18 protein-coding genes and 1 pseudogene are annotated in these 21866 nt (G+C 73.4%); 9 read left to right on the forward strand and 10 right to left on the reverse strand.

Annotated elements, in window-relative coordinates; genetic code table 11:
• Positions 1 to 6: 6 nt before the first annotated feature.
• The 4 genes and pseudogenes from AB0H71_RS23040 (at position 7) to aroB (ending at position 4118) form a co-directional block, all read left to right on the forward strand.
• Complete coding sequence (locus AB0H71_RS23040) at positions 7 to 480, forward strand: prepilin peptidase (protein WP_357024387.1); 474 nt, start codon at positions 7 to 9, stop codon at positions 478 to 480.
• Between the two features lie 55 nt (positions 481 to 535).
• Entirely contained in the window at positions 536 to 1744 is a 1209-nt protein-coding gene (aroC, locus tag AB0H71_RS23045; RefSeq protein WP_357024389.1) for a chorismate synthase, read from the forward strand.
• Positions 1741 to 2259, forward strand: a pseudogene (locus AB0H71_RS23050) (shikimate kinase); the annotation flags it as partial. The gene aroC and the pseudogene AB0H71_RS23050, both read left to right, overlap by 4 nt.
• A 740-nt stretch (positions 2260 to 2999) precedes the next feature.
• On the forward strand, positions 3000 to 4118 hold the full coding sequence (gene aroB / locus AB0H71_RS23055; protein ID WP_357024392.1) for a 3-dehydroquinate synthase: 1119 nt from the start codon (positions 3000 to 3002) through the stop codon (positions 4116 to 4118).
• Between the two features lie 99 nt (positions 4119 to 4217).
• On the opposite strand, the gene AB0H71_RS23060 is transcribed toward aroB, so the two are convergent.
• The 7 genes from AB0H71_RS23060 to AB0H71_RS23090 all read right to left on the reverse strand — a co-directional run bounded on the left by AB0H71_RS23060 (position 4218) and on the right by AB0H71_RS23090 (position 13020).
• Positions 4218 to 4673 (reverse strand): B-4DMT family transporter, encoded by a 456-nt coding sequence (locus AB0H71_RS23060; RefSeq protein WP_357024395.1) that lies wholly within the window; start codon positions 4671 to 4673, stop codon positions 4218 to 4220.
• A gap of 104 nt (positions 4674 to 4777) precedes the next feature.
• Positions 4778 to 5602: a shikimate dehydrogenase gene (locus AB0H71_RS23065; protein WP_357024398.1), complete on the reverse strand. Its 825-nt coding sequence runs from the start codon at positions 5600 to 5602 to the stop codon at positions 4778 to 4780.
• On the reverse strand, positions 5592 to 7121 hold the full coding sequence (mltG, locus tag AB0H71_RS23070) for an endolytic transglycosylase MltG (protein ID WP_357024401.1): 1530 nt from the start codon (positions 7119 to 7121) through the stop codon (positions 5592 to 5594). Before mltG ends, AB0H71_RS23065 begins: the two co-directional genes overlap by 11 nt.
• A gap of 29 nt (positions 7122 to 7150) precedes the next feature.
• Positions 7151 to 7726, reverse strand: coding sequence for a Holliday junction resolvase RuvX (gene ruvX / locus AB0H71_RS23075; protein ID WP_357024403.1), 576 nt, complete (start codon positions 7724 to 7726; stop codon positions 7151 to 7153).
• Entirely contained in the window at positions 7726 to 10392 is a 2667-nt protein-coding gene (gene alaS / locus AB0H71_RS23080) for an alanine--tRNA ligase (RefSeq protein WP_357024406.1), read from the reverse strand. The genes ruvX and alaS overlap by 1 nt, the downstream gene beginning before the upstream one ends.
• Before the next feature lie 11 nt (positions 10393 to 10403).
• Positions 10404 to 11801 carry a replication-associated recombination protein A gene (locus AB0H71_RS23085; RefSeq protein WP_357024408.1) on the reverse strand — a complete coding sequence of 466 codons (1398 nt, stop codon included), beginning with the start codon at positions 11799 to 11801 and terminating at the stop codon, positions 10404 to 10406.
• A 49-nt stretch (positions 11802 to 11850) separates the two neighbouring features.
• Positions 11851 to 13020: a kinase gene (locus AB0H71_RS23090; protein WP_357024411.1), complete on the reverse strand. Its 1170-nt coding sequence runs from the start codon at positions 13018 to 13020 to the stop codon at positions 11851 to 11853.
• 252 nt (positions 13021 to 13272) lie between these two features.
• Here AB0H71_RS23090 and AB0H71_RS23095 point away from each other — a divergent pair, with 252 nt between their 5' ends.
• Positions 13273 to 14130 (forward strand): hypothetical protein, encoded by an 858-nt coding sequence (locus AB0H71_RS23095; protein ID WP_357024413.1) that lies wholly within the window; start codon positions 13273 to 13275, stop codon positions 14128 to 14130.
• Positions 14131 to 14179: 49 nt separating this feature from the next.
• Here the strand turns inward: AB0H71_RS23095 and aspS are convergent, their stop codons facing one another.
• On the reverse strand, positions 14180 to 15991 hold the full coding sequence (aspS, locus tag AB0H71_RS23100) for an aspartate--tRNA ligase (RefSeq protein ID WP_357024416.1): 1812 nt from the start codon (positions 15989 to 15991) through the stop codon (positions 14180 to 14182).
• A gap of 166 nt (positions 15992 to 16157) precedes the next feature.
• Here aspS and AB0H71_RS23105 point away from each other — a divergent pair, with 166 nt between their 5' ends.
• Positions 16158 to 17078, forward strand: coding sequence for a neutral zinc metallopeptidase (locus tag AB0H71_RS23105; RefSeq protein WP_357024419.1), 921 nt, complete (start codon positions 16158 to 16160; stop codon positions 17076 to 17078).
• Positions 17079 to 17132: 54 nt separating this feature from the next.
• Positions 17133 to 17660 carry a hypothetical protein gene (locus AB0H71_RS23110; RefSeq protein ID WP_357024421.1) on the forward strand — a complete coding sequence of 176 codons (528 nt, stop codon included), beginning with the start codon at positions 17133 to 17135 and terminating at the stop codon, positions 17658 to 17660.
• Positions 17661 to 17696: 36 nt separating this feature from the next.
• Here AB0H71_RS23110 and AB0H71_RS23115 read toward each other — a convergent pair whose 3' ends face one another.
• The gene (locus AB0H71_RS23115; protein ID WP_357024423.1) at positions 17697 to 19328 is read right to left on the reverse strand and encodes a hypothetical protein; all 1632 of its coding nucleotides are present in this window, start codon (positions 19326 to 19328) and stop codon (positions 17697 to 17699) included.
• Positions 19325 to 19642: a type VII secretion target gene (locus AB0H71_RS23120; RefSeq protein WP_357024426.1), complete on the reverse strand. Its 318-nt coding sequence runs from the start codon at positions 19640 to 19642 to the stop codon at positions 19325 to 19327. Before AB0H71_RS23120 ends, AB0H71_RS23115 begins: the two co-directional genes overlap by 4 nt.
• A 137-nt stretch (positions 19643 to 19779) precedes the next feature.
• Here AB0H71_RS23120 and AB0H71_RS23125 point away from each other — a divergent pair, with 137 nt between their 5' ends.
• Both AB0H71_RS23125 and AB0H71_RS23130 read left to right on the forward strand, forming a co-directional pair.
• A complete protein-coding gene (locus AB0H71_RS23125; RefSeq protein ID WP_357024429.1) occupies positions 19780 to 20793 on the forward strand; it encodes an NAD-dependent epimerase/dehydratase family protein in 1014 nt (337 codons plus the stop codon).
• Between the two features lie 21 nt (positions 20794 to 20814).
• Positions 20815 to 21828, forward strand: coding sequence for an Rv2578c family radical SAM protein (locus tag AB0H71_RS23130; protein WP_357024432.1), 1014 nt, complete (start codon positions 20815 to 20817; stop codon positions 21826 to 21828).
• The last annotated feature ends 38 nt before the right edge of the window (positions 21829 to 21866 follow it).

Consider the following 21866-nt stretch of genomic DNA (forward strand, 5'->3'; position numbering starts at 1 on the left):
GAACGCATGTCCGCATTCGTCGCCCTCCCGCTCTTCGCCGCCTGGTGCGTCCTCGCCTCCGTCATCGACCTGCGCACGCTCCGGCTGCCCGACCGCCTCACCGCGACCGGTGCGCTGGCCGTGCTCGGCTACGCCGCCGGGAGCGGGCGGTTCGGCCCGGCGCTGCTCGGCGCCGCACTGCTCGCGGGGCTCTATCTGACCGTCCACCTGATCTCCCCCGCCGGGATCGGCGCCGGCGACGTGAAGCTCGCGGTCGCGCTCGGCGCGGCGGCGGCCTGCGCGGGCGCCAGGGCCTGGGTGTGGGCGGCCCTGCTCGCGCCGCTGGTCACCGCCGTGGCCGGGCTGGTGCTGCTCGCGCGGCGCCATCGGCGCGGGCTGCCGGTGCGCGGGCAACCGGTGCCGCACGGCCCCGGTATGTGCGCCGCGACCCTCGTCGCCGTCGCCGCACCGGTGGCGATCGGCCAGGGCGGGGCGTCGTGACCGGCGCGCCGGACCGTGTGCCCGGGCACCCCGCCCGACATGGGAGGATGAACCCGTGTTGCGCTGGATAACTGCCGGAGAATCCCACGGTCCCGCTCTCGTCGCCCTCCTCGACGGGATGGTCGCCGGCGTCGAGGTGACGTCGGAGGAGATCTCCGCGCAGCTCGCCCGCCGCAGGCTCGGGTACGGGCGCGGCGCCCGGATGAAGTTCGAGGCCGACAAGGTCACCGTGGTCGGCGGCGTCCGGCACGGCCGCACCATGGGCGGCCCGGTGGCCATCGAGATCGCCAACAGCGAGTGGCCCAAGTGGACCACGGTGATGTCGGCCGATCCGGTGGACGAGGCGGAGCTCGCCGAGCTGGCCCGGAATGCGCCGCTCACCCGGCCGCGCCCCGGCCACGCCGACTTCTCCGGCATGCTCAAGTACGACTTCGACGACGCCCGCAACGTGCTGGAGCGGGCCAGCGCCAGGGAGACCGCGGCCCGGGTGGCCGCGGGCACCGTCGCCCGCAACTTCCTGCGCCAGGCCCTCGGGGTCGAGGTGATCTCGCACGTGATCTCGATCGGCACCGCCCGCAGCACCGCCGAGCAGCTGCCCGGCCCCGGCGATCTGGATGCCGTGGACGCCAGCCCGGTGCGCGCCTTCGACGCCGCCGCCGAGGCGGCCATGATCGCCGAGATCGAGGCGGCCAAGAAGGACGGCGACACCCTCGGCGGCGTGGTCGAGGTGATCGTGACCGGGCTGCCGATCGGGCTCGGCTCCTTCACCAGCGGCGAGAACCGGCTGGACGCCAGGCTCGCGGCCGCGCTCATGGGCATCCAGGCGATCAAGGGTGTCGAGGTCGGCGATGGTTTCGAGACCGCGCGGCGACGCGGCAGCGCGGCGCACGACGAGATCCGGCCCGGCCCGGACGGCGTGCTGCGCTCGACCAACCGGGCCGGTGGGCTCGAGGGCGGAATGACCAACGGCGAGCCGCTGCGCGTGCGCGCCGCCATGAAGCCGATCTCGACGGTGCCGCGTGCGCTCGCCACCATCGACATGGCGACCGGGGACGAGGCCGTCGCCATCCACCAGCGCTCCGACGTGTGCGCGGTGCCCGCCGCGGGCGTGGTTGCCGAGAGCATGGTGGCGCTGGTGGTCACGCAGGCGGCGCTGGAGAAGTTCGGCGGCGATTCGCTCACCGAGACCACCGACAACATCGCTCGCTACCTCGAGCGGCTGGAGGCCCGTCCGCACGTGCCGGCGGGCAGCCGCTCACGATGACCGCGCCGACCGGCCCCCACGCCCCGCGCGTGGTGCTGGTCGGACCGCCCGGCGCGGGCAAGTCGACCATCGGCCGGAAGCTGGCCAGGGAGCTCGGCGTCCCGCTGTACGACACCGACGCCGGCATCGAGGAGGAGGCCGGGCGGACCATCCCGGAGATCTTCGCCGCCGACGGCGAGCCGGAGTTCCGGCGGATCGAGGAGCGGGTCGTGCGGCGCGCGGTGCTCGGCGAACTCGGCGTGGTCTCGCTCGGCGGGGGCGCCGTGCTCTCCGAGAGCACGCGGGCGCTGCTGCGCGAGCGCACCGTGGTGTACCTGGAGATCAGCGTCGCCGAGGGGCTGCGCCGGACCGGGGCGAGCACCGGGCGGCCGCTGCTCAACGGCGCCGACCCCGGGGCCAAGTACCGGGAGCTCATGCGCATCCGGCGGCCGCTCTACCGCGAGGTCGCAAGCATCCGGGTGCGCACCGATGGGCGCAGCCCCGGGCGCGTGGTGCGGGCCATCCTCGCCGAGCTGGGCGTCGAGGTCGACGCACCCGAGGTGGCCGTGCCCCCGGCCGGGCCGGTGCCCGCGCCCGGCAGCCGGTCCAGGGCGCGCCGCAGGGCACGGGCCCGCGCGGCCGCGCGGCGGGGTCAGGAGCAGGGTGGGCGCGGTGATGCCGAGCGGGCCGCGAAGGCGGCCGGCGGCACCAGGAACGCGCCGGAGCGCGCCGCCACCGAACGCATATCCGGTGATCGCGTCGCCGCCGAGGGTGCCGCGGCCCGCGCTCCGCGGCGGCGGCGGCGCAAGCGGCGGATCACCGCCACCGGGCGCCGGCCCGATGGCGCCGCCACCAGCGGCGCCTCGACCGGCGTCGACAGGCCGGACACCTCCGGCACGGCTTCGCGGACCGGGAACACAGAGCGTTCCTCCGGTGCGGCCGGGCTTGCCGGAGCCACAGAGCGTCCAGGTGCGGCCGGGCAAGCCGGAAGCACAGGCCGCTCCGGCACCGCGGGTGGCTCCGGCACCATCGGCTCACCCGACGCCGGAGAGCGACCCGGCCCGGCCGGTGATCGCGGCGGGGCGACCCAGCCGGGTACCGGCGCGGCGGCTCGAGCAGGTGCCGCCCGAGGTTCAGGGGCCGCGGGGCCGAACGCCGACGCGGCCGCAGCGGGAGATCCGCCCGCCGAGGGCGGGGGGCGGGCGCGGCGCCCGCGGGCCCGGCGTGCCCGCGGGCGCAACCGCATTCAGACCACACGCACAGATTCGGAGCACACGTGACAGAGCCGATCCGTCTCCAGGTCCGCACCGCCGATCCGTACGAGGTGATCGTCGGCCGCGGGCTGCTCGGCGAACTCGTCGAGTCCGTCACCGCGGGCGGCGGCGTCCGCTCGGTGGCGATCTTCCACCAGCCGCCGCTGGCCGAGACCGCGGAGGCGGTGCGCGCCGCGATCGCCGAGACCGGGGTGGACGCGCACCGGATCGAGATCCCGGACGCGGAGGCGGGCAAGGACCTGGCGGTGGCCGGGTTCTGCTGGGAGGTGCTCGGCCGGATCGGGCTGACCCGCAACGACGTCGTGGTGAGCCTGGGCGGCGGCGCCGCCACCGACCTGGCCGGTTTCGTCGCCGCCACCTGGATGCGCGGAGTGCGCATCGTGCACGTGCCGACCACGCTGCTGGCCATGGTGGACGCGGCGGTCGGCGGGAAGACCGGGATCAATACCGAGGCGGGCAAGAACCTGGTCGGCAGCTTCCACGAGCCCGCCGCCGTGCTGGTCGACCTGGTGACGCTGGAGACGGTGCCGCGCAACGAGATCGTGGCGGGGATGGCCGAAATCGTGAAGACCGGGTTCATCGCGGACCCGGTGATCCTCGACCTCATCGAGGCCGATCCGCAGGCCGCGCTCGATCCGACCGGCGATATGCTGCCCGAGCTGATCCGCCGCTCCATCCAGGTGAAGGCGGATGTGGTCGGCACCGACCTCAAGGAGGCGGGGCTGCGCGAGATCTTGAACTACGGCCACACCCTCGGCCACGCCATCGAGCGCCGCGAGCGCTACCGCTGGCGGCACGGGGCCGCCGTCTCGGTCGGGCTGGTGTTCGCCGCCGAGCTGGGGCGGTTGGCCGGGCGGCTGGACGATGCCACCGCCGACCGGCACCGGAGCATTCTGGCCGCGCTCGGGCTGCCCACCGGGTACGACGCGGATGCGCTGCCGCAGTTGCTCGAGGGGATGCAGACCGACAAGAAGACCCGCTCCGGGGTGCTGCGGTTCGTGGTGCTGGACGGGCTCGCCAAGCCGGGCCGCCTGGAGGGCCCGGATCCGGCGCTGCTCGCCGCCGCCTACTCGGTGGTGGCGAAGCAGCCGACGCCGGACAACGGCGCCGTCCTGCTCTGACGCCGGAAGGGGCGGCCCCTCCCGGGGCCGCTCCTTCCCTTGTGGGCGACGTGGTCACCAGCAGCGCCGCCCCGACGAGACGACCGCCGCCGGACGGAACTACGCGTGCGCGGCCTGCGGCTCCGCACGGGTCTTGCGACCCCCACCGACTCGGCGGCCGATCGCGGCGCCGATCAGGGCGGGAATGAAGATCAGCAGCACGATGAACGCCGCTCCGGCGGTGAGCTCGAAGAGCAGCCCGTTGTCCCCGAGGTCGAACCGGGGCAGGAAGTCCAGGATCCAGGCAACCAGGCCGCTGCCGATTCCGCCCGCCAGCCCGGCCCGCAGCCAGCGCATGGTCAGGTCGGCGCCCTGGCCGCCGCGCTCGACGCGCCCGCGGTCGGCTCTGCCGTCCAGCACACCCCAGGCGACGACCGCCGCCACCAGCACCAGCAGGCACAGCAGCCGCAGCAGCGCGCCGTGGGTGGGCCAGTTCACCATCGCGAAGCCGAGCACGGCCCGCAGGAACACCACCAGCGCGCCGAGAACCACCGCGCGCAGTACCCATGTGTTCATGTCCACCTACCGTTCATGCCCATCACCATAACCAAGGCACCGTACCGCTCCTGCGGAAATGCCGGGGTCGCCCGGTCCGGGGTGTCCGAGACGGGCGGATCCGGTCAGCCCGCGAGCGTCGCGGCGAGCGCGGCGCGCATGGCGGCGCGCGGCGCGGGCTGCCCGGTGAACTGCTCGACCTGTCCGAAAGCCTGGTTCAGCAGCATCTCGAGGCCGCTCACCACGGTGTGCCCGGCGGCCGCGACGGCGCTCGCCAGCGGGGTGGGCCACGGATGGTAGAGCGCGTCGAGGACGACCGGCGCGAGGGCGACCGCGTCGGCGACCGCACCGGCCGCGTCGGCGGGCACGGTGCTGATCACGACGTCGGCGGCGGCGCAGTGCTCGCGCAGCACCTCGGGCCGGAAATCGGTGTGCAGGGCGCGCAGCGAGAGCCGCTCGGCCAGTTCCAGCGCACCGGCGGCGCGGCCCGCGTCCCTGGCCACCACGGTCACCTCGGTGGCGCCGAGATCGCGCAGGGCCAGCAGCGCGGGGCGGGCGGTACCGCCGGCGCCGAGCACGACGGCCCGGGTGACCCGCTCGATTCCGGCCGCGCGCAGCGCCCCGGCGACCCCGTCGACATCGGTGCAGTCGGCCCGCCACCCCTCGGCGGTCCGCACCAGCGTGTTGGCGGAGCCGACCAGCACCGCGCGCTCGGTGCGCGCGGTGGCGACGGCGAGCGCCGCCTCCTTGCCCGGCATGGTCACCGAGAGCCCGGCCCACTCCGGCCCGAGCCCGGCGACCAGCCCGGGCAGCGCGGCGGCATCGCACTCGATCCGCTCGTAACTCCAGTCCAGCCCGAGCGCCCGGTAGGCCGCGAGGTGCAGCTGCGGCGAGCGCGAGTGCGCGATCGGGCTCCCGAGCACGGCCGCCCGGCGGGGGTCAGCGCCCACTGTCGAGGATTCCGCTCTCCAGGGCGCGGTCGATATTGCGCAGGTGCTCGGCGTAGGACTCGGTGAAGAGCGTGGTCCCCTGCTGGTCGATGGTCACGAAGTACAGCCACACCCCGGGCGTGGGGTTCTCCATGGCCTTCAGCGCCTCCAGCGAGGGCGAGGAGATCGGGGTGGCGGGCAGCCCGGCCATGGCGTAGGTGTTCCAGGGCGTCTTGGTGGCCCGGTCCGAGTCGGTGGTGGCCACCTCGGTCTTGTCCAGCGCGTAGTTCACGGTGGAGTCGAACTGCAGGGGCTGGTCCACCTTCAACCGGTTGACGATCACCCTGGCCACCTTGCCCATGTCCTGCGGCAGCGCCTCGCGCTCCACCAGCGAGGCGGCGATCAGCGTCTCGTAGGGGGTGAGCTGGTTGGTGGCGCCGGATTGCAGCAGCCCGGCGGCCTCGTAGCTGCGCGCGCTGGCGCTCACCAGCTGGGCCAGGATCTGCTGCGCGGTGCCGCTCGGATCGAAATCCAGGGAGCCCGCCATGATCAGCCCCTCCAGCTGCCGCTGCCGGTCCGGGACCTCGCGCACCGCCGCGCGCGCCCACTCCGGGACGCCGAGCGCGGCGAGATCGGCGGAGGCGCCGGCGGCGTCGAGCTCCTGGTAGGTCACGCACTTGGTGCCGATGCAGCTCGCCGCGGCGATCTTGGTGTAGATCCCCTCCTTGCGCGAGCCGGTGTTCACGTCGTGCTGGTCGTGCAGCTGCCTGCCCTCGGAGACCACCACATTGCCCACCCTGGCCTTGCCGCCGACCAGCTCGGCGACGGCCGACTTGGCGGGGCTGCGGCCGGCGATGGCGTAGAAGCCGGGCTGCACGCCGCTCATGGCGGAGTTCTGCACGGCCGCCTCGTAGAAGGCGGCGCTGCTGGCGACCACGCCGCGGTCGTACATGGAGGCGGCGATCTGGGTGGCGGTGTCGCCGGGCTTCACCTCCACCACCACCGGGTCGCCGCCGGGGCCGGCGAAGTCCTCGGCGGGGGTGTACCCGCCGATCAGCTTGCTGCCGACGTAGCCGACCGCGGCCACCACCAGCACCGCGAAGAGCGCGCCGATGAGCCAGAAGTTGCGCCTGCGGCGTTTGCGCTCCTCGGCCTTGCGGGAGGCGATCCGCGAGGACTTCCGGCCGGACCCACGCCGCGGGCGCGGCTCCTCGCCCTCCCGGCGCCGCCGCGGCTCACCGGACGGGCGCGGCCTGCGATTCGCGGGGCGGCGCGGCGGCTCCTCGTCCGGGTAGTGCTCGGGGTCGGCGTGGCCGGGCTCCGCGTCCGGGTAGACCCCGTCGCCGGGGTAGGCGCCCGCCTGGTACGGCTCGTCGGGGTAGCCGCCGGGCAGCTCGTCGTCGTAGCGCGGGATGACCCTGGTCTCGTCGTCGTAGCCGTCCCACTCGGGCTCGGCGGTCGCGGGGGCCCTGCGCTTGTAGCGGCGCTCGGCCTCCTTCTGGCGGTAGCGCTCCTCGGCCCGCGCCCAGCGCTCAGACATGCAGGGCCGCCTCGTTCCGGCTCGGACGGTCAGACATGCGGCGGCACCTCTCCCTCGGGTCCCACCGTGCGTTCGACCGACTTCACCACCGAGCTCCGTTCGTCCAACCAACCCTGCAGGATCGCCACCGCCGCCGCCTGGTCGATCACCTGCCGGCTGCCGCGCGCGCGAACCCCGCTGTCCCGCAATGCACGTGCAGCTGACACGGTAGTCAACCGTTCGTCGGAGAGTCGGACGGGGACCGGTTGGACCGCTTCCCGCAACCGATCCGCGAACGCGAGCGCCATGGCGGCCGATGCCCCGTTCTCCCCCCGCAATGTCCGGGGCAGCCCGACGATGACCTCGACCGCTTCATACTCCCGCACAATCTCGGCTAATCGTGCGATATCCGGCGCCGTGGCGGAATCCGAGCCGCGGCCCCGCGCCCGCGCCACGGTCACCACCGGGGTCGCGAGAATGCCGTCGGGGTCGCAGGACGCCACGCCGACGCGCACGCTGCCGACGTCGATACCGATCCGCCTGCCGCGACCGGGGTCGTCGGCCGGATCCGGCCGGTCGGCGGGGCGGGCCCCCGCCTGCGGCCCGTGCCGTTCGGAATCAGCCATCAGCCGGCGAGTTCACCCACCCGGGTACGCACCGCGGCGAGCCCCGCCTCGATGCCCGAGGGGTCGGAGCCGGAGCCCTGCGCCATCTCCGGCTTGCCGCCGCCGCGCCCCGCGATGCCGGGGCCGAAGCTGCTCACCAGGTCACCGGCCTTGACGCCGAGCTCCTGGGCGGGCTTGTTCACCGCGACCACGAAGGGCACCTTGCCGTCGGCATTCCCGAGCAGCACCACCACGCCGGGCTCGGTGCCGAGCCTGCCCTTGATGTCGGTGGCCAGGGTGCGCAGGTCGCCGCCGCCGATGCCGGCCGGCGCCGCGGCCGCGACCAGCAGCACCGAGCCGATCCGCTCGGCCCGCTCGGCGAAGGTGGCCGCGCTCGCCAGCACCGCGGCGGTGCGGTTGCGCTCCAGCTCCTTCTCCGCCACCCGGAGCCGCTCCACGAGCTGCTCGACCCGGGCGGGCACCTCGTCGGAGGGCACCTTGAGCGAGGCGGCGACACCGGCCAGCAGCGCCCGCTCCTTGGCGAGGTACTGGTAGGAATCCAGCCCGACGAAGGCCTCGACGCGGCGCACGCCGGAGCCGACCGAGGCCTCGCCGAGCAGCGTGATCGGGCCGATCTGCGAGGAGTGCTGCACGTGCGTGCCGCCGCAGAGCTCCATGGAGAACGGGCCGCCGATCTCGACGACGCGGACCTCGGAGCCGTAGTTCTCGCCGAAGAGCGCGAGCGCGCCCATCCGCTTGGCCTCGGTGAGGTCGGTGACGAACGTGTTGACCGGGAAGTCGGCGCCGACGGCGTCGTTGGAGACCGCCTCGATGTCGGCGCGCTGCTGCTCGGAGAGCTGGCCCTGCCAGTTGAAGTCGAAGCGCAGGTAGCCGGGCTTGTTCAGGGAGCCGGCCTGCACCGCGTTCGGGCCGAGCACCTGGCGCAGCGCGGCGTGCACCATGTGCGTGCCGGAGTGGCCCTGGGTGGCGCCGCGCCGCCAGGCCGGGTCGGCCTGCGCCAGCACCACGTCGCCCTCGGTGACGGCGCCCTGCTCGACGGTGCCCTTGTGCACCCACAGCTTCTTGGCGATCTTCTGCACGTCGTCGACGCGCAGCTTCAGCCCGGTGGCGGTGATGCTGCCGCGGTCGGCGATCTGCCCGCCGGACTCCGCGTAGAGCGGGCTGCGGTCCAGGATCACCTCGACCCGCTGCCCCTCGGAGGCGACCGGGATCCGGACCCCGTCGGCCAGCAGCGCCAGCACGGTGGCCTCGGAGGTGAGCTCGGCGAAGCCGGTGAACTCGGTGGCGCCGCGGTCGATCAGCTCCTTGTAGACGCTGAGGTCGGCGTGCGCGTGCTTGCGCGCGGCGGCGTCGTCCTTGGCGCGCTGCCGCTGCTCGGCCATGAGCGCGCGGAAGCCGGCCTCGTCGACGCTGAGCCCGGCCTCGGCGGCCATCTCCAGGGTGAGGTCGATCGGGAAGCCGTAGGTGTCGTGCAGGGTGAAGGCCTCGGAGCCCGGAATGGTGCTGCTGCCCTTGGCCTTCACCTCGGAGACGGCGGTGTCGAAGAGCGTGGAGCCGGTGCTCAGGGTCTTGAGGAAGGCGGTCTCCTCGCCGACGGCGACGGTCTCGATCCGGCGGAAGTCGGTGCCGAGCTCCGGGTACGAGGGTGCCATGAGCTCGGAGACGACGGTGATCAGCTCGGCCATCACCGGCTTCTCCGCGCCGAGCAGCCGGGCCGAGCGCACGATCCGGCGCAGCAGCCGGCGCAGCACGTAGCCGCGGCCGTCATTGCCGGGGTTCACGCCGTCCGAGATGAGCATGGCGGAGCTGCGCGCGTGGTCGGCGATCACCCGGAAGCGCACGTCGTCGCCGGCGTCGGCGCCGTACGCGCGGCCGGTCAGCTGCTCGGCCTTGGCGATGATGGGGCGCAGCAGGTCGGTCTCGTAGACGTTCTCCACGCCCTGCAGCAGCATGGCGATCCGCTCGACGCCCATGCCGGTGTCGATGTTCTTCTTCGGCAGCGTGCCGACCGGCGGGTGGCCCTGTTTGGGGCTCTGCTCGCCGCGGATGTCCTGCATGAAGACGAGGTTCCAGATCTCGATGTAGCGATCCTCGTCGGCGACCGGACCGCCCTCGCGGCCGTAGGCGGGGCCGCGGTCGTAGTAGATCTCCGAGCAGGGGCCGCCGGGGCCGGGCACGCCCATGTCCCAGTAGTTGTCCTTGCCGTCGCGGAACTGGATCCGCTCGGCCGGGATACCGGCGACCCGCTGCCAGATCTCGGCGGCCTCGGGGTCCGACTCGTAGGCGGTGACCCAGATCCGCTCCGGGTCGAAGCCGTAGCCGCCCCGGTCCTGCGGCGTGGTGATCAGCTCCCAGGCGAAGCCGATGGCCCCCTCCTTGAAGTAGTCGCCGAAGGAGAAGTTGCCCGCCATCTGGAAGAAGGTGTTGTGCCGCGTGGTGATGCCGACCTCGTCGATATCACCGGTGCGCACGCACTTCTGGACGCTGGTCGCGCGCGGGTAGGGCGGCTCCTCCTGCCCCAGGAAGTACGGCTTGAACTGCACCATTCCCGCGTTCACGAACAGCAGGTTGGGGTCCGCCAGGATCAGCGAGGCGCTCGGCACCTCGGTGTGTCCGGCACGGACGAAATGGTCCAGGAAGCGCCGTCGGATGTCGTGGGTCTGCACGGAAGTCCAGCCTACCGGCCCGGTTCATCCGATTTTCCGCTGCCCGGCCCGGCGCGCAGCCCGCGCACGATCCGGCGCAGTTTTCCGACCCGCGCGGCGACCTCGCGCTCGGCGCCGTGCTCGGTCGGCGCGTAGTAGTCGACACCGACCAGCTCGTCCGGCGGGTACTGCTGGGCGAGCACCCCGCCGGGGTGGTCGTGCGGGTAGCGGTACCCCTGCGCGTTGCCGAGCGCGGCGGCGCCCGCGTAGTGCCCGTCGCGCAGGTGCGGCGGCACCGAGCCCGCCTTGCCCGCGCTCACGTCGGAGAGCGCGGCGCCGATCGCCGCGACCACAGCGCCGGATTTCGGCGCGGTCGCCAGGTGGATGGTGGCCTGCGCCAGCGCCAGTTTGGCCTCGGGCATGCCGATCAGCTGCACCGCCTGCGCGGCGGCGATCGCGGTCTGCAGCGCCATCGGGTCGGCCATGCCGATGTCCTCGCTGGCGTGCACCACCAGCCTGCGGGCGATGAACCGCGGGTCCTCGCCCGCGCTGATCATCCGGGCCAGGTAGTGCAGCGCGGCGTCCACGTCGGAGCCACGGATGGACTTGATGAAGGCGCTGATCACGTCGTAGTGCTGGTCGCCCGCGCGGTCGTAGCGGACGGCGGCCTCGTCCACGCTGGCCTCGACCAGCGCCAGGTCCACCGTCTCCCCGGTGGCCGACGAGGTGGCCGCCTCCAGCGCGGTGAGCGCGCGCCGCGCGTCGCCCGCCGCGATCCGGACCAGGTGCTCCATGGCCTCGTCGGTGACGGTGCGGGTGCCGCCGAGGCCGCGCGGGTCGTCGAGCGCGCGGCGCAGCACGGCGCGGATGTCGTCCGGGGTGAGCGGGCGCAGCTGCAGCACCAGCGAGCGGGAGAGCAGCGGCGAGACCACGGAGAAGGACGGGTTCTCGGTGGTGGCGCCGACCAGCAGCACGATCCGGTTCTCCACCGCGGCGAGCAGCGCGTCCTGCTGGGTCCGGGAGAAGCGGTGCACCTCGTCGATGAAGAGCACGGTCTGCTCACCCGCGGTGAGCCTGCGCCGGGCCAGCTCGATGACGCCGCGCACCTCCTTGACCCCGGCGGAGAGCGCGGAGAGCGCCTCGAAGCGGCGGCCGGTGGCGGTGGAGACGAGCGAGGCGAGCGTGGTCTTCCCGGTGCCGGGCGGGCCGTAGAGCAGCACCGACGCCGCCCCGGAGCCCTCGACCAGGCGGCGCAGCGGCGAGCCGGGGCCGAGCAGGTGCTGCTGGCCGACCACCTCGTCGAGCGTCTCCGGCCGCATCCGGACGGCGAGCGGGACCAGGTCGCCGCCACCGGCGCCGCGGAATTCGACGGCGGCGTGCTCCGGCTCGGCCGACGCCGATCCGGGCACGTCGAACAGCCCTTCGCTCATGGGTTCGACCGTACCGGCCGGGTCCGACGCGGCTACGCGAGCCGACCGGTCAGACCGACCAGCGCTCCTCCAGCGTGGCGGAGACCCGCTCGGCGAAATCGCCGACGTGGTCGTCGCCGATGCAGCGGGCGTCCTCGGCGAGCGCCGCCCACCGGTTGATCAGCGCCTCCGAGCGCGGCACCGAGAGGCCGTGCTCGCGGGCGGCGGCGATCCGCAGGTGGTCGACGGGGAGGAACCAGTAGGTGCTCAGCCAGACCCAGATGAGCCTGGCCTCCAGGATCCGCTCGGCCAGCATCGCGTCGTCGGCGAGCGCGGGCCAGACCCCGACCACCTCGGAGCGCCAGGCCTCGATCATCTGCTGCGCCCTGGCCCGGGGCAGCTCCACGTCGCAGAGGCAACCGGGGAAGGAGACCAGCGCGTACGCGACATCGAGCGAGGCGTCCCGGAAGCCGCCCCACTCGTAGTCGAGGAAGCGCGCGCCCTCCTCGTTCAGGATCACGTTGTCCGGGCACAGGTCCGAGGGGCTGAAGGCGCGGAAGCGGCCCGCGGTGAAGAGCCGGTTGCCGCGCACGATGCGCTCGGCGATCTCGCCGGGCACGTCGACGCCGAGCTCGCGCTCCAGCATGCCGGGCACCTCGGAGACCGCGGCCTGCGCCTGCTGGGCGATGCCGTCCATCCGGTGCGCCACGTCGACCCGGCGCAGCAGCGCGACGAAATCGGCCTCCCGGCCGACGGTCGCGGCGTGCATCCGGCCGAGCGCCTGCGCGTACGCCATCAGGCTGTTGTGCGTCGCGGTCTGGGTGCCCGCGCGCAGCACGTGCGTCATCTTGGCGTTCTCGCCGAGATCGCTGAGGATCAGCAGCCGGGCGGGCAGGTCGTAGGCGACCAGGTAGGCGCCGGGGCGGTGCTCCCGGCTGAGCGCGGTGGTGAACTGGTAGGAGACGGCTTCGCGGAGGAAGGCGGAGTCGCTGCCCGCGACCCCGGGCACCACACCGCCCGGCACGCCGGCCGCGCCGGAGCCGTTCACCTGCTTGACGATCAGCGTGCGGGGTAGCGAGAAGGCGTTCTCCGCGACGCGGACCCGCAGAACCGTGGTTCTGCCACTCCCGCCGAGTTCGGTCGGGTCACTCAGCTTCACCGGAGCGCCCATTCGCTTTGTGAGCAAATGTTGCGCTGCGGCCACGACTTCGGCGGCGCGTTCGGCCAATAGTGCGGTCATCGTCTCTCAAAGTACTCGCATCGGGTTACTTTCAGCGAGCGGTTCGACAACCTTTCCGCGTCGCCCGGCGTGTCCTGCACATCGCCCGGGCAACCCGCGCCGCCGTGCTCGACATCGCCCGCGCGACCCGGGTTGCCTCGGTCTCGACCGTGGTGTGGCACACCATGTTCCGACCTTCGGCGGGGGTACCCCCGCGCCGCGTAGGCTTGGCGTTCCGCCGCCACCGCCCCGCGTCGAAAGGGTCAACGGACCATGACCGAAAGCCACGGCCAGCCCGGCTCGCAGCCTCAGGGTACCGGGCCGAAGCACGCCGCGCCGCAACCCGCGCCGCCGGAGCACTATCCCGGACCGGACGGTCCGGGATACGGGGGTCCGGCATACGGCCCGCAAGGCACCGGGCCGGACCCCACCGAGCAGATGTACACCGGCTCCGGCGCGAGCGCCTACCCGGACGACCGGCCGCAGTACGGCTACGAGAACCGCGCGCCGGAGGCGCTGGATGTCGGGCGGGCGATCAGCTACGGCTGGGAGAAGTTCCGCGCCGACGCGCCGACCTGGATCGCGGTCTCGGCGCTCGGCGTGTTGCTCTACCTGGTCTTCGTGCTCGTGGTCCGGATCTTCGAGCCGACCTCGCTGTTCGGCGTGCTGCTGCTGTTCCTGGTGCTGATCGTCGGCGTCTGGGTGCTGCAGGCGGCCATGATCCGCGGCGCGCTCTACGAATGCGACGGGCACCGGCCCACATTCGGGGCCTTCTTCCAGTACCTGAACGCCGGCAACGTGGTGCTCACCGCGCTGCTCGCCTTCACCCTCACGCTGCTGGCCTCGGCGTTCTGCCTGCTGCCCGGGATCGTGGTCGGGGTGCTGTGCATGTTCTCGCTGCACTTCGTGATCGACCAGGACCTGGGGCCGTTCGCCGCGCTGAAGGCGAGCGCGGGGCTGGTGGTCGGCAATCTCTGGCCGGTCGTGCTGCTGACGCTGGCCGTGCTGGTGATCACGGTCCTCGGTGTGCTGGCCTGCGGGCTCGGGCTGCTGGTGGCGTTCCCCATCGCGACCCTCGCGGTGACCTACGCCTTCCGCACCCTGACCGGCGGCGCGCTCTCCCCGGTGTGACCGGTCGGTGCGGGCCGGGCGGCGATGCCGAAACGCCGCCCGGACCTGCTCAGCTCTGCTTGGCCGGCGCCGGGACCCCGTTCGCCTTCGCCGCGTCCCGCTGCGGCGGCTTGGCATCGAGCCCGGCCTCCCTGCGCTGCTGCGCGGTGATCGGGGCGGGGGCGTCGGTGAGCGGGTCGACGCCGTTCCCGGTCTTCGGGAAGGCGATGACCTCGCGGATCGAGTCCAGCCCGGCCAGCAGCGCGACGATCCGGTCCCAGCCGAAGGCGATGCCGCCGTGCGGCGGGGCGCCGAAGGCGAAGGCGTCGAGCAGGAAGCCGAACTTCTCCCGCGCCTCCTCCGGCTCGATCCCCATCACCGCGAAGACCCGCTCCTGCACGTCGCGGCGGTGGATGCGGATGCTGCCGCCGCCGATCTCGTTGCCGTTGCAGACGATGTCGTAGGCGTAGGCCAGCGCCGAGCCCGGGTCGGTGTCGAAGGTGTCGAGCGACTCCGGCTTGGGCGAGGTGAAGGCGTGGTGCACGGCGGTCCAGGCGGAGTGCCCGAGCGCGACGTCGCCGCCCGCGGTGGCGTCGGCCGCCGGCTCGAAGAGCGGGGCGTCCACGATCCAGACGAAGGACCAGGCGTTCTCGTCGATCAGCCCGACCTTGCGCGCGATCTCGCCGCGCGCCGCGCCGAGCAGCGCGCGCTGTGCCTTGGCCGGCCCGGCCGCGAAGAAGACGCAGTCGCCGGGCTGCGCCCCGACGTGCGCGGCCAGCCCGGCCCGCTCCTCCTCGCTGAGGTTCTTGGCGACCGGCCCGCCGAGCTCGCCGTCCGCACCGATCAGCACGTAGGCCAGCCCCTTGGCGCCGCGCTGCTTGGCCCACTCCTGCCAGGCGTCGAGCTGGCGGCGGGGCTGGCTCGCGCCGCCCGGCATGACGACCGCGCCCACGTACGGCGCCTGGAACACCCGGAACGGGGTGTTCGCGAAATACTCGGCGCACTCGGTGATCTCGATACCGAAGCGCAGGTCCGGCTTGTCCGAGCCGTAGCGCCGCATGGCCTCGGCGTAGGTCAGGTGCGGGATCGGGGTGGGGATCTCGTAGCCGATCAGCTTCCACAGCGCGGCCAGGATCTCCTCGGCCAGCAGGATCACGTCCTCCTGCCGGACGAAGCTCATCTCCAGGTCCAGCTGGGTGAACTCGGGCTGCCGGTCGGCGCGGAAGTCCTCGTCCCGGTAGCAGCGCGCGATCTGGTAGTAGCGCTCGATGCCGCCGACCATGAGCAGCTGCTTGAAGAGCTGCGGGCTCTGCGGCAGCGCGTAGAAGCTGCCCGGCTGCAGCCGCGCGGGGACCAGGAAGTCGCGCGCGCCCTCCGGGGTGGAGCGGGTCAGCGTCGGCGTCTCGACCTCGACGAACTCGTGCCCGGCCAGCACCGAGCGGGCAGCCGCGTTGGCCTTGGAGCGCAGCCGGATCGCGTGCGCCGGGGTGTCCCGCCGCAGGTCGAGGTAGCGATGCTTGAGCCGGGCCTCCTCACCGGGCTGCTCGTCCAGCTGGAACGGCAGCGGGGCGCTCTCGTTCAGCACCTCGAGCTCGGTGACGTCGATCTCGATGGCGCCGGTCGGCAGCTCCGGGTTCTCGTTGCCGTCCGGGCGCCGCTCCACCACGCCGGTGACGAGCACGCAGTACTCGGCGCGCAGCCGGTGCGCCTGCCCGGCCGCCTCGCCCTGCCGGAACACCGCCTGCACCACCCCGGAGGCATCGCGCAGATCGATGAAGATCACGCCACCGTGGTCCCGCCGCCGGGCCACCCATCCGGTGAGGGTGACGGTCTGGCCGGCGTGCTCGCTTCGCAGCGAACCAGCCAAGTGGGTGCGCAGCACGGTGTTCCTTTCGACGGGGTCCGGGCACCGGCGGGGCGTGACCAGTGCGGTCGCCATCGTAGTGAGACCCGCCGGGCAAGGGAAAACCGATATCCGTCCACCCCGACCGGGTATAGCCGTGCCAAGCTGTACCGGCGCGCGGGCAGTTCGAACAGAAAGCGACGACATGACCTTCAACGAGGGCCTGCAGATCGACCCGAATCGAGCCTCCAGCGGCGGGCCGGGGCGGGGCGGCAAGATCGCGCTCGGCGGCGGTGCGGGCGGCATCATCCTGGTGGTGCTGGCGCTGCTGCTCGGCGGCGACCCCGGCTCCATCCTCGGCCAGTTCACCGGGGCCGACGGCAGCGGCGGGTCGAGCGCCACCGAGGGCACCCCGGAGCACTGCAAGACCGGCGCGGACGCCAACCGCTACGTGGACTGCCGGGTGGTGCTCACCGCGGAGAGCCTGGACGCGGTCTGGACCGAGCAGCTGCCCGCGCAGGCCAGGGTGCAGTACGAGGAGCCGAAGCTGCGCCTCTTCTCCGGCGCGGTGAGCACCGGCTGCGGCAATGCCACCAGCGAGGTCGGCCCGTTCTACTGCCCGGCCGACAACACCGCCTACTTCGACACCTCGTTCTTCCAGGAGCTGGTGGACCGGTTCGGCTCCAGCGGCGGGCCGCTGGCCCAGGAGTACGTCGTCGCGCACGAGGTCGGGCACCACATCCAGACCCAGCTCGGCGATATCTCCAGGGCGCAGAACGACCCGCAGGGCGCCGAGTCCGGCGCGGTCCGCACCGAGCTGCAGGCCGACTGCTACGCCGGGCTCTGGGCGCACTATGCCGACAAGACGCCGGCGCCGGGCGGCGACACCCCGTTCCTGAAGCCGCTCACCGAGACCGATATCAAGGACGCGCTCTCCGCGGCGGCCGCCGTGGGCGACGACCGGATCCAGCGGGCTTCGCAGGGCCGGGTGAATCCGGAGGCGTGGACGCACGGCTCGTCCGACCAGCGGCAGAAGTGGTTCCTGACCGGGTACCGAACCGGCCAGTTGGCTGCGTGCGACACCTATTCGGCGCGAAACCTGGACAACCCCCCTGCCCTGCGCTGACCATCGTCTGCGGCCGGGAACCCTCCCGAAGCCGTTCCGAGAGAAGGACACACGATGCGACGAGCACTGCTGCTGCCGGTGCTGCTGACCTCCGCACTGCTCGGCGGGGCGGGCACGGCACAGGCCGAGCCCGCGACGCCGAGCGCGCAGCCGCCTGCCACCACGATCCCGCTGCTCACCCTGACCGCCATCCCGAACGGCTGGCAGTCCCGGGTCGATCTACGCCCCGAGCTGCAGGTGTACGCGGACGGCAGGGCGGTCCGGGTGCCGGACGCCATCGCGGCGGATCGCGGGCCGGACGCCGCCCCGCACGAGGTCGAGGGCACGGTCCCGGCGGACGTCCTGAAGAACGCGGTGGCCGAGACGGCGGAGCTGGCGAAGCTGGACCTCGGCCTGCCGTCCGTCTCCGACCAGGGCTCGCGCATCATCGATGTCATGCCGGAGCGGGACGCCGAGGCGGTGCACGCCATCGTCTACGCCCCCGGTTTCACCGAGGGGCTGAACGACGACCAGAAGCAGGCGCGGGACCGGTTCGACCAGCTCTACCGGAAGGTGCTGGACGCCTTCAAGGAGCAGCGCTGAGCTGATCCGGGGCGGGCGCGGGCCCGCCCCGGAGGCTCAGAACTGGTCCTGGTCGTAATCGGTGCCGAACAGCTCATCCGTGTGCGTCGCGCCGATCACCTCGGGCGTCGACTCCCCGAGCGGGCCGGTGAGGTCGTCGTTGCCGGTGCGGCTCTGGTACGGCTGCACGTTCCGGCCGTGCTCGTCGTCGCCGCGCTGGCCGGCGCCCGCCGCGCCGGGCGCACCGCCCATGAAGCCGGACGAGCCGGAGCTGGAGGTCGCCGTGGAGCTCGGCACGCCGGTGGCCAGCGGGGTTCCCGGCACGCCTGGCACGCCGCGCAGCGGCGAGACCACCGCGTTCGGCATCGGCGTCGCCGCCTTGGGGGTCACGGTGCCGTTCGGCGTGCCCGGGCTGTAGCCGGGGGTGCCGGAGCGGGTCGGCGAGCCGGGCACGATGCCCGGCGTGCCGTGCGTGCTGCTCGGCGTCCCGCTCGGCGTCACCGCGGCCGGGGTGGTGGAGGGGGTGCTGCCCGGGAGCGCCGAGGTGTCCAGCCCGGCGGCGGTGGTCGCCGACTCCACGCCGTCCTTGGCCTGCGACATGATGGGCTCGGCGATGTTCTGCATCACCGCCTGCGCCACCTCCTGCGGCGCCGGGCCGCCGCCGGGCGCGATCAGCTGGTTGACCGCCGCCGTGAGCTCGGCCGTCTTCCCGGCCAGGTCGCCGCGGGTGGCATTGGCCACCGCCACCGCCTGGCCCAGGTGCTCGGTGGCGGTCGCCATGAGCGTCGCCTGCGCGGGCGGGGTGACGATCACCGGCGCCAGCGCGACCGCCTGGGTGGCGAGCGAGGAGGCGATGCCGAGCAGCTGCGCGTTGCCCTGTTGCACCGCGGCCGCAGCGCGCTGGGTGATCTCCGAGATGTCGATCCCGCGCTGGCTGGTCTCGGTGCCCTGGTTCTGCGCCTGCTGCCCCACCACCTGGGCATTGCGCGCGGCCTGGCCCTGCCACAGCTGGTCGACGGTGCTGAGGCTGCCCTTGGCCACCTGCATGGCGGTGTCGATGACCTTGGAGGAGGCGCTGAGGATGGCGGTCGGGTCGAGCGCGCCGAGCACGCCGGTGCCGAAGCTGCCGAGCAGATCCAGGATCGGCTTCATGAGCAGGTCGACGCCGGGCAGCGCGGGCAGCGCGAGCCCGTTCAGCAGCGCGCCCACCGGGTCGGCGGGGAGCGCGGGCAGCGGCGCCGCGGCGGCGCCGGTATCGCCGCCGCCGAGCAGCCCGCTGTCCTGCGCGGCCCGCTGCACCCCGCTCGCCCCCGGCGCCACGGCGGCGCCGAGCGCCGCGGTGGCCTGCTGCGCCAGCTGATTCGCGCCGTCCAGCACCCCGTTCGCGGTGCCGAGCAGCGCGTCGGCCTCGGGCGGCAGCCCCGCGAGCACGTCCGGCGCGCCGTCGTTCCCCGCCCCGGACAGCCCGGGCAGCCCGCCGGGCAGCGCCGAGGTGTGCCCCGGCTCGTCCGTGATCCGCTGCGACAGCACGAGTTCCGGTGCCTCGACCGGTTCGAGATCGGCGGGTAGCTGGGGCAGCACCACGTCCTGGATCGCGTACCGCGACGGGTCGGCGGTGGCGGTCAGCGCCTCGTGCGCGAGCTGCTCCGGTGCCGCGGGCGCGATCACCCCGGAGTCCAGCGGCCTCACAGCGCGCCCTCGATCGCGCCGAGCGCGGCACCGCTGGCGATCTCCTGGCCGTCGAAGGCCGCCGCCGCGTTGAACGCGGAGTTGGAGAGCTTGCCGACCTTGCCCGAGAGATCGTTGATATCGCGCGCCTGCAGCACCTGCGCGGCCGCGAAGGCGAGCAGGTAGTCGGCCCCGATCAGGCCGAAGACCGGCGTCAGCGCGGCCACATTGGCCACCGCGTCGAAATTCCCCGCCCCGGCGATCTGCCCCGCCACCCCGGCATTCGTCGCGGCGAAATCCCGCACCCCGTCGGTGTCCACCGAGAGATCGGTCATCCGAGTTGCCCCCCAACATCGTCGTACACGTTCGTGGGCTCAATATAACGCAGAGCGCTGCACCGATTCAGCCTGCCGAATGCCCGGAAAAAGTAGAACGTGTTGCAATCTAGAACAAGTTCTATATTCTCGTCGCCATGAAGGTCGCAGTGACCGGCGCCGCGGGGTACCTCGGCTCCAACCTCCTCCCCCTGCTCACCGATCGCGGTCACGAGGTGATCGCCGTCGACCGCGCCGCGCCCGCCGGCCCCGCCGCCGACGGCGTCACCTGGGTGAGCGCCGACGTGCTGAACCCGGACGCCGTGCGCGCCGCGATCGACGGCGCCGAGCTCGTCTACCACCTGGTCGCGGTGATCACCCTGGCCGACCGGAACGATCTGGCGTGGCGGGTGAACACCAGGGGCGTGCGGGTGGTGGCCGAGGCCGCGCTCGCGGTCGGCGCGCGGCGCCTGGTGCATGCCAGCTCCATCCACGCCTACGACCAGTACAACTGCGGCGGCCGGATCGACGAGCGCTCCGGCCGCTCCACCGACCCCGGCCTCCCGGTCTACGACCGCTCCAAGTGGGCGGGCGAGCAGGAGCTGCGCGCCGTGATCGAGCAGGGCCTCGACGCGGTGCTCTGCAACCCGACCGGCGTCTACGGCCCGGCCGACCACGGCACGCCGCTCTCCCGGATCAACCGGACGCTGCGCGACGCCGCCCGCGGCCGGATCCCGGCCATGATCGACGGCGCCTTCGACCTGGTCGACGTGCGCGATGTCGCGCAGGGGCTGATCCTGGCCGGCGAGCACGGCCGCACCGGGGAGAACTACCTGCTCGGCGGCGAGATGGTGCGGATGCCGGAGCTGTGCCGGGCGGCGGCGCGCGCGGGCGGCACCCGCGGGCCGCGCTTCACCATCCCGGCCCGCCCGGTCGAACGGGCCATCCCGCTGCTGGCCCCGGTGGGCAAGCTGTTCAAGACCGACATCGTCTCCAAGGCCGCGCTCGGCGCCCTGGTCTCGGCGCCGGAGGTGGATCACAGCAGGGCGAGTACCGAACTCGGCCACCGGCCGCGGCCGATGACCGAAACCGTGCGCGACCTGGTCCGCTTCTTCGCCGACGGCACCCTGCCGCCGCGCCAGGCCCCCGCGGACACGCTTGACACCGCCTAGAACTGGTGTTCGACTGATGGCGTGCGGTGGCAGGGGCAGTCCCTCGACGCGGACGACGGCGCGCTACCCGGGCTGAGCCGGGCCGACTTCGTCCGTACCGTCCGCACGCCGGAATTCGACGGCATCACCTTCCACGAGGTGCTCTGCAAGAGCGCGCTCAACGAGGTGCCGGAGAGCTCGAAGCTGCCCTTCCGGTGGACGGTGAACCCCATCCGGGGCTGCTCGCACGCCTGCCGATACTGCTTCGCCCGCCCGACGCACGAGTACCTCGAGCTCGACGCGGGCGCGGATTTCGACTCCCAGCTGGTGGTGAAGACCAATGTGGCGGCGGTGCTCCGGCGCGAGCTGCGGCGCAAGTCGTGGCGCCGGGAGCCGGTCGCGCTCGGCACCAATACCGACCCCTACCAGCGCGCCGAGGGCCGATATCGGCTGATGCCCGGCATCATCCGGGCGCTCGCCGCCTCCGGCACGCCGTTCTCGGTGCTCACCAAGGGCACGCTGCTGCGCCGGGATCTGCCGCTGCTGGCCTCGGCCGCCGGTGAGGTGCCGGTGCGGCTCGCGGTCTCGCTCTGCATGCTCGACCCGGAGCTGCACCGCGGCCTGGAGCCGGGCACCCCGGCGCCCAAGGCGCGGCTGGAGCTGATCGCGGCGCTGGCCGACGCCGGGTTCGCGGTGAACGTCATGGTGGCGCCGGTGATCCCCTACCTCACCGACGGCAGCGAGCAGCTGGACGCGCTCTTCGCCGCGCTGGCGCGGGCCGGGGCGGAGTCGGCGACCGCCTTCCCCCTGCACCTGCGCGGCAGTACCAAGGGCTGGTTCCTGGGCTGGGTGGCCGAGCACCACCCGGCGCTGCTGCGCCGCTACCGGCAGCTGTACGGGCGCGGCGCCCAGGTCTCGCCGGAGTACGCGAGCTGGCTGCGCGGGCGGGTCGACCCGCTGCGCGAGCGGCACGGGCTGGTGCGCGACAGCGTGGTCAGCGCCCCGGCCCCGCGCCCGGAGCCCGGGCCCGCCCCGCAGCTCGCGCTCTTCGGCTGAGCCGGTACCCGCGAGTACGCCGGACGGCGCGGGCCCGC

It is taken from the genome of Nocardia sp. NPDC050697 (assembly GCF_040654395.1).
Taxonomy (GTDB): domain Bacteria; phylum Actinomycetota; class Actinomycetes; order Mycobacteriales; family Mycobacteriaceae; genus Nocardia.

Coding starts and splice junctions, on each gene's coding strand:
- AB0H71_RS23040 (WP_357024387.1), top strand. CDS start 7: ATGTCCGCATTCGTCGCCCTCCCGCTCTTCGCCGCCTGGTGCGTCCTC.
- AB0H71_RS23060 (WP_357024395.1), bottom strand. CDS start 4,673: ATGAACACATGGGTACTGCGCGCGGTGGTTCTCGGCGCGCTGGTGGTG.
- mltG (WP_357024401.1), bottom strand. CDS start 7,121: ATGTCTGAGCGCTGGGCGCGGGCCGAGGAGCGCTACCGCCAGAAGGAG.
- ruvX (WP_357024403.1), bottom strand. CDS start 7,726: ATGGCTGATTCCGAACGGCACGGGCCGCAGGCGGGGGCCCGCCCCGCC.
- AB0H71_RS23085 (WP_357024408.1), bottom strand. CDS start 11,801: ATGAGCGAAGGGCTGTTCGACGTGCCCGGATCGGCGTCGGCCGAGCCG.
- AB0H71_RS23090 (WP_357024411.1), bottom strand. CDS start 13,020: ATGACCGCACTATTGGCCGAACGCGCCGCCGAAGTCGTGGCCGCAGCG.
- AB0H71_RS23095 (WP_357024413.1), top strand. CDS start 13,273: ATGACCGAAAGCCACGGCCAGCCCGGCTCGCAGCCTCAGGGTACCGGG.
- AB0H71_RS23105 (WP_357024419.1), top strand. CDS start 16,158: ATGACCTTCAACGAGGGCCTGCAGATCGACCCGAATCGAGCCTCCAGC.
- AB0H71_RS23110 (WP_357024421.1), top strand. CDS start 17,133: ATGCGACGAGCACTGCTGCTGCCGGTGCTGCTGACCTCCGCACTGCTC.
- AB0H71_RS23120 (WP_357024426.1), bottom strand. CDS start 19,642: ATGACCGATCTCTCGGTGGACACCGACGGGGTGCGGGATTTCGCCGCG.
- AB0H71_RS23125 (WP_357024429.1), top strand. CDS start 19,780: ATGAAGGTCGCAGTGACCGGCGCCGCGGGGTACCTCGGCTCCAACCTC.